We start from the raw sequence: 16526 nt of genomic DNA, 5'->3' as shown, positions 1-16526 counted from the left end.
AAGTAGACTTCATACCAACTTCGTTCAAACTTTGTTACTGAAAATAATCTTCCCTATCAATTGTTAGGTAATTATTTTTCAAAATCCAAAATATGTTTATCTTTGCTTTCTATGGAAAATACACTTCACGAAAAAGTTTCTCAGGATATTTTACTTAAGGCTTACAATCACATGATGCTTGCGAAAGCAATGGCAGATATTTATGAAGAAAACAGAAATATCTGTAAATATGTACACAGTACTTCGAGAGGGCACGAAGCCATTCAGCTGGCAACTGCTTATCAGCTAAAAAAAGAAGACTGGATTTCTCCATATTACAGAGACGAAAGTATTTTATTAGGAATTGGTTTTGAACCTTATCAGTTAATGCTTCAGCTACTGGCAAAAGCTGATGATCCTTTTTCGGGCGGAAGATCGTATTATTCTCACCCTTCGAGCAGAAACGAAAATATGCCGAAGATCATTCACCAAAGTTCAGCAACGGGAATGCAGACCATTCCTACCACCGGAGTTGCACAGGGAATCAAATATATTCAGGATTTTAATTTAGAGCAATTTAAAAACAATCCTGTGGTCATCTGCAGCCTGGGCGACAATTCTGTGACTGAAGGTGAAGTGAGTGAAGCTTTGCAATTTGCGGCTTTACATCAGCTTCCAATCATTTTCCTTGTTCAGGATAATGAATGGGGAATCTCTGTAACCAAAGAAGAAGCAAGAACTTGTGACGCTTACGATTTTGTAGCCGGATTTGAAGGTTTGGGAAGAATGAGAGTTGACGGAACTGACTTCGCTGAAAGTTTTGAAGTGATGAAAAAAGCGGTAGATTTTGTGAGAACTGAAAGAAAACCTTTAGTAGTTTGCGCAAAAACAGTTTTGATTGGCCACCATACTTCCGGAGTGAGAAGAGAATTCTATAGAGATGAAGAAGATTTATCCAAACACAGAGCAAAAGATCCGGGAGAAATCCTTAGAAATCAATTGCTGGAATCTGGTACAGACGAAGAATTATTAAAGCAAATCACCAAAAAGGCAAGATTAGAAGCCGAAGAAGCCTTCGAAAGGGCTCAAAAAGCTGAAGATCCAAAGCCTGAAACGGTGATGCAACATATTTTTGCACCGACTCCGATTACAGAAGAGGTGGGAACCCGTGAACCGGAGGGTGGAGAAAAAATAGTAATGGTTGACGCAGCCATTCACGCAATCCAGGAGATTATGTGGAAACATCCCGAAGCTTTGTTGTACGGACAGGATGTTGGCGAAAGAATTGGCGGAGTTTTCCGGGAGACGGTGACTTTAGGAAAAAAATTCGGGAGCAAAAGAGTTTTTAATACGGCAATTCAGGAAGCTTATATTATTGGTTCAACCACGGGAATGAGTGCTGTTGGTTTAAAACCAATTGTTGAGGTACAGTTTGCTGATTATATTTATCCGGGAATCAATCAGTTGATTACGGAGATTTCAAAGTCAAATTATTTAAGCAACGGAAAATTCCCTGTAAGCAATATTATAAGAGTCCCGATCGGAGCTTATGGTGGCGGCGGACCTTATCATAGTGGAAGCGTTGAAAGTATTTTAGCCAATATAAAGGGGATTAAAATCGCTTATCCAAGCAATGCAGCCGACTTTAAAGGTCTGTTAAAAGCGGCTTATTATGATCCGAATCCTGTGATCATGCTTGAACATAAAGGTCTTTACTGGAGCAAAGTTCCGGGAACTGAAGATGCAAAAACCATCGAACCTGCTGAAGATTATATTTTACCTTTCGGAAAAGGAAAAGTGATCATCGAAGCTGACGAAAATGAAATTAAAAAAGGAAATACTGTTGTCGTAATCACTTACGGAATGGGTGTTTACTGGGCAAAAGAAGCCGTGAAAAACTTCGGCGGTAAAGTAGAAGTAATCGATTTGAGAACCATCATTCCTTTGGATGAAGAATTGGTTTTTGAAAGAGTAAAAGCTCACGGAAAATGTATCGTTCTTACAGAAGAACAACTAAATAATTCATTTGCTGAAGCTTTTGCACACCGTATTTCTAAAAACTGCTTTAAATATCTGGACGCTCCTGTAGAAACGATGGGATCGCTTGACACTCCCGCTGTTCCGATTAATTTAATTCTGGAAAAAGAAATGCTTCCAAACGCTGAAAAGCTTTCGAAGAAAATCGACGAAATGTTGAAATATTAAAAAAATAAAACCTCTAAATAGCCTTTAGAGGTTTTTTTGTACGGTTTTTGTTAACTTGGTTTTATTAATTACTTTTTAAATGATCACAACAAAATATTTTAATTACAAACAAATTGCTAATCTTGCCGGGATGCACCTTATCTGGCTTACTGCATGGAGTACATTCGTTGCTGCAATCTATTACTTTTTTGAGTGGCAATGGATGACGATTCCGTTGATTCCGTTGACTTTGGTAGGTACAGCAGTTGCTTTCTTTGTCGGTTTCAAAAGCAATCAGGCATATGACAGGCTCTGGGAAGCCAGAAAAATCTGGGGAGCCATTGTAAATTCGAGCCGGTCATTTACTTCAATGCTGTATGCCTTTGATACGGGGAAAGGCGAAATGCACTATATCAAAGATTTTAAAAAGCAGCTTGTTTATCGTCATATTGCATGGCTTTATACCTTAAGAGAACAACTTCTCATCCCTGCCGAATGGGAACATATGAGCCTTGAAAGGCATTTCGGAGAGATCAACACCAAAAGAAACCGTCTTATCAAAGCTGGTTTCCCGGATTATGTAAGAACCCATCTTTTCCAGCAGAAATACCTTTCAGAGCAGGAATTGGAAGTACAGGAAGATTACAAAAATTTTGCAACATTCCTCAACTCAAAGCAGGCAAAAGATTTAAACTATCTAAAAAATAAAAAAGTCATTACAGACTTTGACCATATGCAGCTTCAGAATAGCCTCAATGATTTTTATGATTATCAGGGGCAGGCTGAAAGAATTAAAAAATTCCCTTCGCCAAGACAGTTTGCCAATTCAGGATTTATTTTTATTGTTATTTTCATCATCCTTTTACCGCTGGGTCTGGTAAGCGAATTCAGCAAACTGGGAGATTGGGGAATCTGGACCTGCATCCCGTTTTGTGTCATCGTCGGATGGATTTATATTATCATGGAACTGGTCGGCGATTACTCCGAAAATCCTTTTGCGGGATTGATGTTTGACGTTCCGATGCTTTCTATCTGCAGAACGATCGAGATTGATCTTCTACAGATGATCGGTGAAAATGATGATCTTCCGGAACCGATTGCTTCAAAAAATGGTGTTTTGGTTTAAATAAAATTATAGCACCAGTTCAGTAGTATTTTTCACTTCAGAAATTGTAAAAGAACTTTGTGTACTTGCAATATGCTGAATGGTCGTGAGTTTTGTAAGCATAAAATTACGGTAATCTTCCATGTCTTTTACACAGATTTTGAGAATATAATCGTAATCTCCGCTTACGTGAAAACATTCTGTAACTTCATTTAACGTCATTACTTCTTTTTCAAATCTCAGCACATATTCTTTTTTATGCTGAGTCAGTTTTACATGACACAGAATGATAAAATTTTTATCAATTTTTGTTTTGTCTAAAATTGCTACATATTTTGAAATCACACCGTTGTTTTCAAGCTTTCTGATACGTTCGTAAACAGCAGTAATCGACAAGCCTAGCTTATAAGACAACTCTTTGGTGGTTTGTTTGCAGTCTTGCTGTAGAAAAAGGAGGAGTTTTTTGTCGGTTTCGTCAAATTGCATAGAAATATCATTGGTTAAAAATTACAAAATTCAAATATAATAAACTTTTTATCGGTCAAAATCGATTTTAATAGATTTATTGTCTAAGATAGAAGAAATTTATTGTAACAAAATATAAAAAGATTCATTTTTAAAACAAAAAAAATATGGATCATTTTAATGCAGCAAACGAAATTCAGGATTTACAATATTTCGGAGAATTCGGGGGAGTAAACCCGTCGATTTCTGACAGTTCCACATACACTTTTCTTTCTGCAAAAACCATGTTTGATACTTTTGAAGGCAATGCAGACGGCTGTTATCTCTATTCAAGACATTCTTCACCGATGAATCTCTACCTTTCTCAGGCATTGGCAAAAATGGAAAACACAGAAACTGCCAATGTGACGGCTTCAGGTATGGGAGCCATCACTTCTGTTCTGATGCAGATCTGTAAAAGCGGTGATCACATCATCTCAAGCAGAACGATTTATGGTGGAACATATGCTTTTCTTAAAAACTTTCTTCCACCTTTTAATATTGAAACAAGCTTTGTAGATATTAATAACTTTGAATTGATAGAAAATGCGATCCAGCCGAATACTAAAATTATCTATTGTGAAAGTGTAAGCAATCCGCTTCTGGAAGTTGCAGATCTGAGAAAACTTTCGGCAATCTGTAAAAAACATAACTTAAAACTTATCGTAGACAATACTTTTTCTCCGCTTTCCATATCACCCACGCTTTTAGGTGCTGATATTGTCATTCACAGTTTAACTAAATTTATTAATGGTAGCAGTGATACGGTTGGCGGAGTTTATTGTGGTACGCAGGAATTTATCAATGATACCAAAAATGTAAACAACGGCGCCTGTATGCTTCTTGGTCCTACGATGGACAGCTTCAGGTCTGCAAGTATTCTAAAAAACCTGAGAACCCTTCACATCCGGATGAAACAGCACAGCCACAATGCGATGTATCTGGCTGAAAGATTTGAAAACGATGGTTTAAAAGTTTCATATCCCGGCTTGAAGTCCCATAAAAATCATGACCTAATGAAAAGCATGATGCAGAAAGAATATGGTTTTGGCGGACTTCTCACGCTTGATGCCGGAACAACCGAAAAAGCCAACGAACTCATGGAAATGATGCAGCAGGAAAATCTCGGATATCTTGCGGTAAGCTTAGGATTTTACAAAACATTATTCTCCTGCTCAGGAAGCTCAACCTCATCTGAAATACCCGAAGAAGAACGGGAAGAAATGGGAATTTCTGACGGACTCATCCGATTTTCAATAGGACTCGACCATGACATCGAGCGAACCTATCAAAAAATGAAAGAATGCATGATCAAAACAGGCGTTCTGCACCATGAAACTATTTTTACATCCTGATCAAAAAAATGCTGTTGAAATTCAACAGCATTTTAAGTTATAATTCTTTCTTCTTTTCCACTATCGAATTTTTCGCAGCCTTTACCAGCTCATTGGTATCGCTGTAGAGAAGCTCCCAATCCGGAACGTCTTTCATTGCAGTTAATAGACTGATGTACGATTTCAGGTTTTTCTCCAGATCCTTGCGAATGGCACTTGCGCTTGTCATGTTTCGGAGGTCTGCATTGGCTTCTGCCTGATCTGCAAACAATGTTTCAAAAGCTTCATGTTTGGTTTTCATTTCCGTAAATGCTGCATCCAAAGAAAGAGTGCTTATTTTCTGCATATTTTCAGGGATCTCCAGTTCTTCGATCAGCTTTTTCATCTGAGCTGTCTGTGAAGAATAGCTTAAGCGGTCGAGATTCAATCCGAAAGTCTTAAATATCCCAAACATATCTTCCGCCGACTGATAATTGGGTGCTGACTGAATCTTTTGGTAACCGTTCAGAAATGCTTTCAGATTGCTGTAAGCGACATCTCTGTCGTGATCTGCCGCGGCAACATCATTTCCTTTTCCGCTGTAGATCTGCTTGGTATAGACGAGATCGTACTCGTTGTAGGAAGTCTGCAAAGTTGCGGTAAGAGGATGGTTGGAAATCACAGGATATTTTCCTGACTGAATGTTGATAATAATTCTCTGAGCCAAAGTTGCAAGGTCTTTAGTGCTCAACTTTGTGAGTGCAATTTTCATCTGTTTGCGTTTTTAATTAATAAATTAGAAATCAAATATAAAAAAAACTTCTGTGGTAGCAAACAGTTTTATTTTAAATCAACGGAATGCTACGGAAGTCAAAAACAATGTTGTTTTAAACCAAAGAAGTTCTCCGGAGGTTTCCCGCAACTTGTAGGAAACTTCAGTAGCACTCCGGAAGTTACAAACAGAGTTGTTTTAAACCAAAGAAGTTCTCCTAAGGTTTCCTAAAGTCATACTGAAGCTATAAAACAGGGTTTATATTAATTGCAATAGATGAATTGGGTAAATCTACGATAATAACCTAAAATATATTGGAGAGAGGTTTTACACTTTCTATGATTTTAGATCCTTTATCTAATATCTCATAAGGAAGTATTGTAATATTCTTCCAATCATTTAGTCTTTTGCCATTATCATATAATTTTTCAAGAAATGTTTTAGCTTTTTCTGGTTCAGAACTTAAATCGTTAATATTTAATTCTGATAGTTCCTGTAAAAGTTCAATGAAAATTCCATTAATATTATCTTGATATTGGTTTTTGTTTTTTAAATCATTTAATTCATCAATAAAAGACTCAATTTCTTGTTTTGCTGATTCTAATTGAAAATTATATGTGTTCTTATTATTAACCTGTTTACTTTCGTTTCCAGTTTGTATTATAGCATCATTCCCATTGATGATGTAAGTGTTTGTTGCTGACGATTTTTCTCTCTTCTTCAATTTTTCATTTTCTTTTTTGAGCACTTCCAACTCCTTATCATTATTTATCATGCCTAACATTTTTGCTACTTCCAAATTTATCACATCATCCCTATATATAATCTGTTTATTTGGAATTCCTTTTTTATATAAAGTTATAAGTTCCCTATAATTAACTTTAGTATCCAAATTTTCAGGAATTATGAACTCTATATATGTGTAATTTGTATTTTTCAGATAGTCTAGTATTTTGTTGCGGATTTCCTTAAAGAAATTTCTTACATCATCTCCAAACATGAATATTCGTATCCTCCTTTCTTTTTCTAAGGATTGGACGAGTGCTGAAACCGATCTTTCTATATCTGCATCATTGTCTTCAAGATATATTCCCGTTTTCCAATAGACATCATCCTTTACTTTTCCAAAGAAAAAAACGATCAGTTTACTTATAAGAATTTCTGGAAAATAGGTATCAAATTCAAAGACAAATTCCAAGCGTGCCTCTTCTTTGAGTTCCTTAATGTAAAAATCATTTGGAATATCGGTTTTAAATTGAGCGGGAATAAAGTAATTTTTATTTTCATCAATATAAGCCAGTTCAAAATCTTGCATCAACTGTCTTAAAAAATAAATATCCGATGTTTTGTAAACATATTGAGATACACTTTCCTTCATTATTTGCACTATGTCAATTTCTTCTAGAACCCCGAATTTACTATTTGCCAAATCGGACATCATAATTTTATAAACTCCATCACTCAGCCATTCAGGACTTAAAATTAATCTGTCGTGATTTTCAAAATATCTGAGAGTGCCCATCGTTTGAAGTACTTTCAAAAGTATTTCCGAATTGCCTTTAATAGAATGTTTATCTATTAAACTTTCTTCAAAATCTTTAAATGGTAAGGAATGATTTTTATCTAGGAAATTATCTTCTAAATCTGATTTTAAATTATGATAATTAATAGGATGTAAAGCGTGAATATTTTTGAGTGACATTAATTGGTTTTCAATATCTTTCATCAAATCATTCATATTTAGCTTTTCTCTATCATCATTTTCTGAAGTTTTTAAAAGCGAAATGTAATGAAAACTCTTGATGAAAGAATATTCAGCTTTCAGATTGTTTTCCTCCAAATACCTGTTGGCATTTTCTTCCATTTGATTTACAACAATGATGGTTTTGGAATTGGAGCCATAATTTTTAATCCAATCTAACCATTTATAAGGTTTTTCCAAATTTCTTGCATTTAGAACAATCACATAAAGACATTCAGAAGTTAGAAAAAATTGATGAACTTGTTGCTGAATCCATTGCCCACCAAAATCCCAAATATTAATACGGTAATTATTTTCGTTAATGATAGGTTTCCAATGGTCAATTTTAATTCCTGTTGTTGCACTTTTTCCTTTCTCAAAAGGAATTCCCATAATATAATTAGAGAAATTGGTTTTTCCGGCGCCACCTTCTCCAAGTAACATAAGTTTAGCTTCTCGAAAAGGAGCAGCACCTAATTTTATATTTTCATAATAATCTAATAAGGAGTTTCTTCTTTCTTCCAAATCTTCTATTTCCAGACGAACTTCTAAATCTTCTCCCAAAGGATTTCCTTCTAAAAGTATTATTTTATCATCTCCATTAAATGGATAAACACGATATCTCAAAAAATGAAAATGAAAATGAAAATTGTTAACAAAATTTTCTAAAAGATATCGGACATCAAAAATTTGGTTGTCGTTTAAAATTATTTCCTTTACTAGCTTCAAATTTGCTATTTGTTCAATATTTGTAATTTTATTATTTCCAAGAACTAAAATTTCAAGATTAACCAACGAAGTCAAATTCTCAATTTTTTGTATGCTGTTCCCACTCAAGTCTAAGTATGTAAGTCCTAGTAAACTTTCTAGACTTTCTATTTTTGAAATTTGGTTATAGCTTAATTCTAATTTTTCAAGATTTCTAAGGAAATCCAAATTTTCTATAATAGAAATTTTGTTACTGCCTAAAAGAATTTCTTTTAGATTTTCTAAAGCATCTAAGTTCTCTATTTTTGAAATTTGGTTATGATTCAATTCTAATTTTTCAAGATTTCTAAGGAAATCCAAATTTTCTATAATAGAAATTTTGTTACTGCCTAAAAGAATTTCTTTTAGATTTTCTAAAGCATCTAAGTTCTCTATTTTTGAAATTTGGTTCCCGCTTAATTCTAATTTTTCAAGATTTTTAAGGAATTCCAAATTTTCTATGACAGAAATTTCATTACCGTCTAAAAGAATTTCTTTTAGATTTTCTAAAGCATTCAATTTCTCTATTTTTGAGATTTGGTTTTCGCTTAATTCTAATTTTTCAAGATTTTTAAGGAATTCCAAATTTTCTATAACAGAAATTTTGTTATGGTATAAATTAATTTCTTTTAGATTTTCTAAACTATCTAAATTCCTTATTCTTGAAATTTGGTTATGGCTTAATTCTAATTTTTCAAGATTTTTAAGAAAATTCAAATTTTCGATGATAGAAATTTTATTATTATCTAACTTTAATATTTTTAGATTTTCTAAGCCATCTAAGCATTCTAATTTTGTAATATTATTATCATTTAATTCTAATCGAGTTAGATTTTTAAGATAATCAATTTTTTCAATTTTTTCAATTTGATTAAATGCTAAATCCAGATATACTAATTCAGTAAAAGGTTTTAAAAGATTAAAATTAAATTTAGCAAATCTATAGATTGCTAACCCAATTATTTGTTTACGCTCTACTAGATATTTACCGATTTCTTTCCCTCTAGAATATTGAAATAATTCTTCTACCTTAAAAACTTCAATGAAATTAAGAGAATACTCATTCTCTAAATCTATAATTTTTGACGGTTTTTCCATGTTCTAACTATTAAATTTTCAGTACATTATTAGTTTATTTGAATTTTAAAACAAACTCTCATCCACAAAATTCGGCAACGTTACTTTCAAATTTGGTTCCGCTTCCATGGCTCTTTTGATGGCAAAAACAGCACCTTCATTTCTTGCCCAGCTTCGTCGGGAAATTCCGTTGTTCACGTCCCAGAAAAGCATTGATTTTAATCTTCGGTCGGCATCTTCGCTTCCATCGAGCAACATCCCGAAACCACCGTTGATCACTTCGCCCCATCCTACTCCGCCACCATTATGGATGGAAACCCATGTTGCCCCACGGAAACTGTCACCAATTACATTGTGAATCGCCATATCTGCCGTAAATCTCGAACCGTCATAAATATTGGAAGTCTCTCTGTACGGCGAATCTGTTCCCGAAACATCGTGATGATCTCTCCCTAAAACTACCGCTCCGATCTCTCCTTTTGCAATGGCTTTGTTGAAGGCTTCTGCGATTTTCATTCTTCCTTCTGCATCGGCGTATAGAATTCTAGCTTGCGAGCCAACCACGAGATTATTCTCCTGCGCGCCTTTAATCCACTGGATATTATCTTTCATCTGTTGCTGGATTTCTTCCGGCGACGTTTTAATCATTTCTTCTAAAACCTGACAGGCAATTTCATCTGTTTTCTGTAAATCTTCCGGTTTTCCGCTGGTACAAACCCAACGGAATGGTCCGAAACCGTAATCAAAACACATCGGTCCCATAATATCCTGAACGTAAGATGGGTATTTGAACTCTCTTCCAATCGTTGGATGGTCTGACATGACATCGGCTCCGGCTCTGGAAGCTTCGAGTAAAAAGGCATTTCCGTAATCGAAGAAATACGTTCCTTTTTCTGTATGTTTATTGATGGCTGCAGCGTGTCTTCTCAATGTTTCCTGAACTTTTTCTTTAAATAATTCAGGGTTTTCAGCCATCATTGTATTGGATTCCTCAAAAGTTTGTCCGACCGGATAATACCCTCCTGCCCAAGGATTGTGAAGCGAAGTCTGGTCTGAGCCAATATCAATTCTTAAATTTTCCTGATCAAATTTTTCCCAAACCTCAACAATATTTCCAAGATAAGCCAATGAAACCGTTTCTTTGTTTTCCTGAGCTTTTCTTACTCTTTCTACCAGTTCATCCAGGTTTTCATGGATTTCATTCACCCACTTCTGTTCGTGACGGATTTTTGTGATCTTTGGATTCACCTCAGCACAAACGGTAACACAACCAGCAATATTTCCAGCTTTTGGCTGAGCTCCGGACATTCCGCCCAAACCTGAAGTCACGAAAAGTCCGCCTTTTGGTTCTTTATTTATTTTCCTGAAAGCATTCAGAACGGTAATCGTTGTTCCGTGAACAATTCCCTGCGGACCGATGTACATGTAACTTCCCGCCGTCATTTGTCCGTACTGAGAAACACCCAACGCATTGAATTTTTCCCAATCATCGGGTTTAGAATAATTTGGAATCACCATTCCGTTGGTAACAACCACTCTCGGCGCATCTTTATGCGAAGGAAACAATCCCATCGGATGACCGGAATACATGGTTAAAGTCTGTTCGTCTGTCATTTCCGACAGATATTTCATCGTCAAAAGATACTGTGCCCAGTTGGAGAAAACGGCTCCATTTCCGCCGTAAGTAATCAATTCATGAGGATGTTGTGCCACCGCATAATCCAGATTGTTTTGGATCATCAGCATAATTGCTTTTGCCTGTTCAGATTTTCCTGGATATTCAGCTATATCTCTTGCTTTCATCTCATAATCCGGACGGAAACGATACATATAAATTCTACCGTATTTTTCTAATTCTTCTTTAAACTCAGGCAATAATTCTGCATGAAATTTTGGATCGAAATAACGTAAAGCATTCTTTAAGGCTAATATTTTCTCTTCGTCCGTTAAAATTTCTTTACGTTTTGGTGCGTGATTGATATTGGCTTCGTATGGTTTTGGCTGAGGTAATTCTGTTGGAATTCCCTGTTGTATCTGTTCCTGGAAAGTCATTATATAGTTGATTGTTGTTGGTTGATCGTTGTTGGCTTTTTTGTGGTTTTAAAGATATTAAAAATGAAAATTATAATACCAATTACACTAAGTGGAATAAGGATTTTGCTTATCGTATCAATGACAAGTAAAAAATAGTTTGTTCCAAATAGAATGAGATTTATTAGCGAGTAAAAAAGGTTTGTACTTCTTTGAGCTAGGAAAACAATAAAATAGCCTAAAAGATATATTGCATATGATGAATAAAAAAAAGATATCGTGTAAATCGGATTGCTTAAAATAGCATCAATATCAATTCCTCCAAAATTAATAGTTCTATTGACTCCCCAAGTTTTTATTTCACCTTCTGTTTTAGTTCCAAAAAAATAAGCTAAAATGAATATTAAAATAGGCAGAAGAAATACGAAAAACAGATATTTTGTAAGAACTTTTTTCATAATGAAATTTCGATTTTCAAAGTTTTAAAGATATTCAAATTAAAAAATTCCTGCAACTAATGTGTGAAAATATACAATGTACTACAATTCCCCTCCTCTGGAGGGGTGGATAAATTTTCAGGGAAAATTTAGACGGGGTGGTTTGAGAGTGATGGATGGCAAAATTCTAATGTTTGATACTGATCTAAAACCACCCCGTCAAAAATTCTTTGAATTTTCACCACCCCTCCAGAAGAGGGGAATTGCGTTGTGGAAAGATCCGGCTGATTTTTTTTTTAATACAACAAAACCTCACTGAAAATCAATGAGGTTTTATCGTTCAATTATTGAAGATTTTAATTATTATTCTTCACAAGAATCCATCCGGTGAAAACTCTTCCGTCCGGAACAGTGATCACATACCAATAACTAGCTGTTGGTATCGGTCGCCCGGAAATCGTTCCGTCCCAGATAATCTGAGTATTGGTATTCTGTTCAAAAATTAAATACTGATAACGGTCAAAAACTTTTACATTAGTCATTCTGCTTCCGAAAACATGAAGGTCACTTACAATCCATTTATCATTGATTCCATCGCCGTTTGGTGTGATGGCATTTTTAATATCCAAAACCAGACCGTCCTGTTTTACGATACATTTTCCTTCAGCATATTTTACATAAAAAGTGGTGATTCCAGTAGGTAAATTATAAAAAACATTTGATGATTGCCATGTAATCCCGTCAATAGAATACAAAATTGTTTGTGAACCTGTTGCCGTAACTGTATAAGTATTGCCATTTGCCACCAATTGCTGAATGACAGGTACGTCATAATGTTTCACTTCAAAAGTATCGGTATAGGTACATCCGTTCGCAGCTGTGACTGTAAGACTGTAAGTTCCAACAGCTGTAACTCCCGTTATGGTATCTGTATTTGAAATTACCTGTCCTGAAGGGTTTGTCCATACATAATTTGTAATCTGATATCCTTCTACTTTTACAGTATAATTTAAACTACCATCCGGACAAAAATATAATGTAGGAATATCAAAGAAAGGAGTAGGTTTCAGTGAAAGATTGATCACAACCATTTGCGGACAAGAACCAGGAACACTTATTTTAACATAGACTGTACTTGAACCTGTATTTTGATTAAATAAATAATTGGATGGATTATTTATCACGTTCGTTCCTGCATTTAAATCTGCCAAAGACGGATAATAGGTAAAAGCAGCATTGCTTCCTGAATAGATATATTGCTGAAACTGAGTTAAATTAACATTCTCGATTCCATCATTTCCTGTATCACAAACATTGATCTGAAATGGTCCTGGATCCTGAAGAACAACTTTACTTCCAAATATAAAACTAATACTTGCAATATCATCACAACCTGGAATATTCTGAATCTTTACCCAAATCTGAGCCGGAAAAGGCTGAGCTGTAAAGTTCTGCGGATTCTGAATGGCATTCGCCCCATTCTGGGCATCCTGCTGTGTAAGATAAAAACTGAACGTATTCATCGTATTTGAAATATCCACATACAGATTGGTGTAATTCAGTAGATTGACCTCATAACTTCCATCTAAATTCTCATCACAAACCGTAATGGTTGAGTTGATCGCTTTTGGAGGAAAATAGGTATTCAGCTGAATGGGAGCTACAGAAAAACATCCCGTAGTTTTAGATTGAAATCTCGCCCAAACCTGCACACTTGAAATATTCGCAGTGTATGTATTTCCTATCTGGCTGGATGTATTCCCTGCATTGGCATCAGCTGAGGTGAGGTAATACGAAATATTCATATCAGAAAGTAAATACGTATTCTGAGTCTGTACAAATAATTGCGAAACCGCATCATTCAGCTGGAAAGTTTCGCTCAGATTAAAATCTTCATCACAGGTATTTAAGACTGCATTAGACAAAACAACTGCCGGTAAAAAAGACATCTGTATATTTAGCTGGGCAGCAGAAAAGCATTCGTTGCCAGTAAATTTCACTTTTACAAACACCATAGCACTTCCCTGCACCGGAAATTGAGCAGGATTAGTGATTTCCCCAGAAAAAACATGAGTTGTTTGATTGTAAGAGCTATAATAAGTAAAAGTCACATTGGCAGAACCGTTGTAAATCTGAGGCTGAGCAAGAGTAAGGTTATAATTCTCTACACCATCATTATTGTTGTCACAAATATTGTTTAGAACAACATTTACTGTAGAATTTACTGCCGGTGTTGAAATGAGATTAAAATTTACAGGATAAATCCGGGTACAGTTGTAAGAATTGATTTTTACAAAAACCTGTGTAGTTCCCGTAATCATCGCGTTTGTCACAGGGTTATTTCCCGACTGTGCATCTGCCTGATTCAGATAAAATAAAACAGTTGCATTCTGACCTCCGATGATTGCTCCCGAAAACGGGCTTAGCAAAACATTTTCTGTATTATCATTATTAAAATCACAAGTGCTGAAACTGGAAGTTACAACGACAGGATGAACCAGATGCACACTCAACGGTCTGATTGTATAACATGTATTAGATTGCTCAAAACGCACGAAATAGGTTTGAGTAACGAAATCCCCGTTGGTTGTAATCGTCTGATTGGGAGAGATAGGGTTGGTTTCAAGCTCTGCATCGGCGTAATTAGCATAAAAATCAGTTACAGGAACAGTAGTCGGCAGAACAAGCATATTTGCAGAAAGTGTCTGTAAATTAAAACTCACATCTTCAGTCCCGTTGAAACAGATGTATTCGTTTTTTTCATTCACTCTGATTTCCGTAAAAGTCACATTCATATTGACCTGAACGACAGCAAAACATCCTCCCGGAATTTCTACTCTTACAAAAACCTGATAATTCCCATTTTTTATCGTATTCAAAACAGTTCCGATTCCCGTATAAGCTTCATTGTACGTATTATATACGGTAAATATCGCTCCGGATTGTGTAGAAATAAGAGAACCGATATTTAAAGCAAAGTCAAATGGCTCTGTATTATCAGCATTAATGTCACAGATTGTATACGGATAATTGATCGTTAGATTGGCATTTACTCCAGGTTTAAACTGGAAATTAACCGGCCCTAAAACATATGCACAATCCGGATCCTGAATTCTCACCCAGATTTGTGTAGATGCAGTAATATTTGCCGTTAAAACAGAGTTTGTATTATTCTGTGCATTAGTCTGTGTAAGATAATAGGAAATTCCGGTAGTTCCTGGTGGTAGAATCTGATTATTTAAAAGAATTAAATCATATCCGTTTTCTACTCCGTCATTGTTTGTATCGCAAATTTCGATCGTATTTTTAACTAAATTCTTAGTAAGAAAATTTAGTGTAAGAACTGCCACCCTAAAGCAACCCGGAACATTCGGATTCTGAATTCTTACATAGAAAACAGCATTAGAACTAAGGCTGTAAGTTGTTGATAAAGCATTCTGACCAGACTGTGCATCCTGCAAGGTAGAATGAAAACTGAAATTGAAATTTGAAGGATTCTGAGAAGTGAGGTTGGGCTTAAAACTATTCAGATTAAGATTTACGGGAGCGTTTCCGCAAAAGCTTTGTGTATAATTTTTCGAAACCGGATAACCTGCATCAAAATCGAGAATAAAATCATCCGTAAAAGTCAGAAAGCTGCTTCCACAGACATTGAATTTAACGGTCGCTGTATATGTATCATTTTGAGTGGGACAAATTGTAGTCTGTACACCATTCCCAACGGTTTGTCCTGCAGAATTAGTCCAGATAACTTCCGGCTGGATGGTGTTTCCTGTTGGGGTAAATTTATACGCTTCCTGCAACGCCTCCCAGTTTCCGGTATTTCTTGAAGCCGGAGAATAGCCTAAAGTTCCGTCATTATTTATTATTCCGATCAAAGCATTTTCAAACTTTCTCGTGGGACATGGAGTCAGTTTTTTATCGACAAAAACTTCTACAATATTTGTTGTTTCATGCAGCACAATCTGCGATGAAGAACGGTCTGTACATCCCGCTACTCTTCCGTCATAAAAGTTGATGACAAATTTTCTGTACGGCGCAGTTCCTATCGTAGAATAATATATTTCAGAAGAATCTCCTGCCGCAAAAACCATATCATGATAGACTCCGAAAATTGAATTTTTCGGAAGGCTTGCATTCGGATTTTGCCAGTATACATTGGGATAATTTATATTTCCAAGCTGACCGAGGTCAAAAGTAACCATTCCGTTTGAGCCGACTACCAAAGCATTATAATTCTGGTTAAAAAAACAGAAAGAAAACGGAAGATCAAGCTTTACAGCAAAAAGATCGTCAAAATTTGCATTCAAAGCTGTTCCTTGGTTTAAAGGTATTGATGGATTATACACTTCCGATGTCAACGCATAAGAAGTAGTTTGTTTTAAAATCGGATATTCTGTATGGAGCTGCAGACATCCATTGGCATCGAGATCATTAGTACAGGTTACATGAAAATTCTCATTTCCTGCAGCATCTTTTATTTTCACCTGAAGAGGAATTTGGGAAAAGATCAAAACACCGATAAACATTAATAAAGCCGATAAATATTTTTTCATTAAAAATTAAAAAATTAATATTTTATTAAACAATAATCATTTACAAATAAATTGTTATCAAAAATAATACTTTTTAATTA

At 35.3% G+C, this 16526-nt stretch carries 9 protein-coding genes; 3 read left to right on the top strand and 6 right to left on the bottom strand.

Features of this window, described 5'->3' with window-relative positions:
- Positions 1 to 111 precede the first annotated feature (111 nt).
- Complete coding sequence (locus AC4FQ5_RS01010) at positions 112 to 2184, top strand: alpha-ketoacid dehydrogenase subunit alpha/beta (RefSeq protein ID WP_491140636.1); 2073 nt, start codon at positions 112 to 114, stop codon at positions 2182 to 2184.
- A 79-nt stretch (positions 2185 to 2263) separates the two neighbouring features.
- On the top strand, positions 2264 to 3289 hold the full coding sequence (locus AC4FQ5_RS01005; protein ID WP_491140635.1) for a bestrophin family protein: 1026 nt from the start codon (positions 2264 to 2266) through the stop codon (positions 3287 to 3289).
- A gap of 6 nt (positions 3290 to 3295) precedes the next feature.
- Here AC4FQ5_RS01005 and AC4FQ5_RS01000 read toward each other — a convergent pair whose 3' ends face one another.
- Positions 3296 to 3754 (bottom strand): Lrp/AsnC family transcriptional regulator, encoded by a 459-nt coding sequence (locus tag AC4FQ5_RS01000; protein WP_491140634.1) that lies wholly within the window; start codon positions 3752 to 3754, stop codon positions 3296 to 3298.
- A 146-nt stretch (positions 3755 to 3900) separates the two neighbouring features.
- Between AC4FQ5_RS01000 and AC4FQ5_RS00995 the strand changes: the two genes are divergently transcribed.
- Positions 3901 to 5127, top strand: coding sequence for an aminotransferase class I/II-fold pyridoxal phosphate-dependent enzyme (locus AC4FQ5_RS00995; protein WP_491140633.1), 1227 nt, complete (start codon positions 3901 to 3903; stop codon positions 5125 to 5127).
- Positions 5128 to 5164: 37 nt separating this feature from the next.
- On the opposite strand, the gene AC4FQ5_RS00990 is transcribed toward AC4FQ5_RS00995, so the two are convergent.
- The 5 genes from AC4FQ5_RS00990 to AC4FQ5_RS00970 form a co-directional block, all read right to left on the bottom strand.
- On the bottom strand, positions 5165 to 5857 hold the full coding sequence (locus tag AC4FQ5_RS00990) for a DUF6261 family protein (RefSeq protein WP_491140632.1): 693 nt from the start codon (positions 5855 to 5857) through the stop codon (positions 5165 to 5167).
- A 304-nt stretch (positions 5858 to 6161) separates the two neighbouring features.
- The gene (locus tag AC4FQ5_RS00985; RefSeq protein WP_491140631.1) at positions 6162 to 9443 is read right to left on the bottom strand and encodes a leucine-rich repeat protein; all 3282 of its coding nucleotides are present in this window, start codon (positions 9441 to 9443) and stop codon (positions 6162 to 6164) included.
- Between the two features lie 45 nt (positions 9444 to 9488).
- Complete coding sequence (hutU, locus tag AC4FQ5_RS00980; protein ID WP_491140630.1) at positions 9489 to 11474, bottom strand: urocanate hydratase; 1986 nt, start codon at positions 11472 to 11474, stop codon at positions 9489 to 9491.
- Positions 11474 to 11911, bottom strand: a complete 438-nt coding sequence (locus AC4FQ5_RS00975; protein ID WP_491140629.1) for a hypothetical protein — start codon at positions 11909 to 11911, stop codon at positions 11474 to 11476. The genes hutU and AC4FQ5_RS00975 overlap by 1 nt, the downstream gene beginning before the upstream one ends.
- Positions 11912 to 12246: 335 nt before the next feature.
- Positions 12247 to 16446, bottom strand: a complete 4200-nt coding sequence (locus AC4FQ5_RS00970) for an FIDD domain-containing protein (RefSeq protein WP_491140628.1) — start codon at positions 16444 to 16446, stop codon at positions 12247 to 12249.
- Positions 16447 to 16526: the final 80 nt, after the last annotated feature.

Source organism: Chryseobacterium sp. DT-167, assembly GCF_058310155.1.
This window is presented reverse-complemented; position numbering and strand designations above follow the sequence as displayed.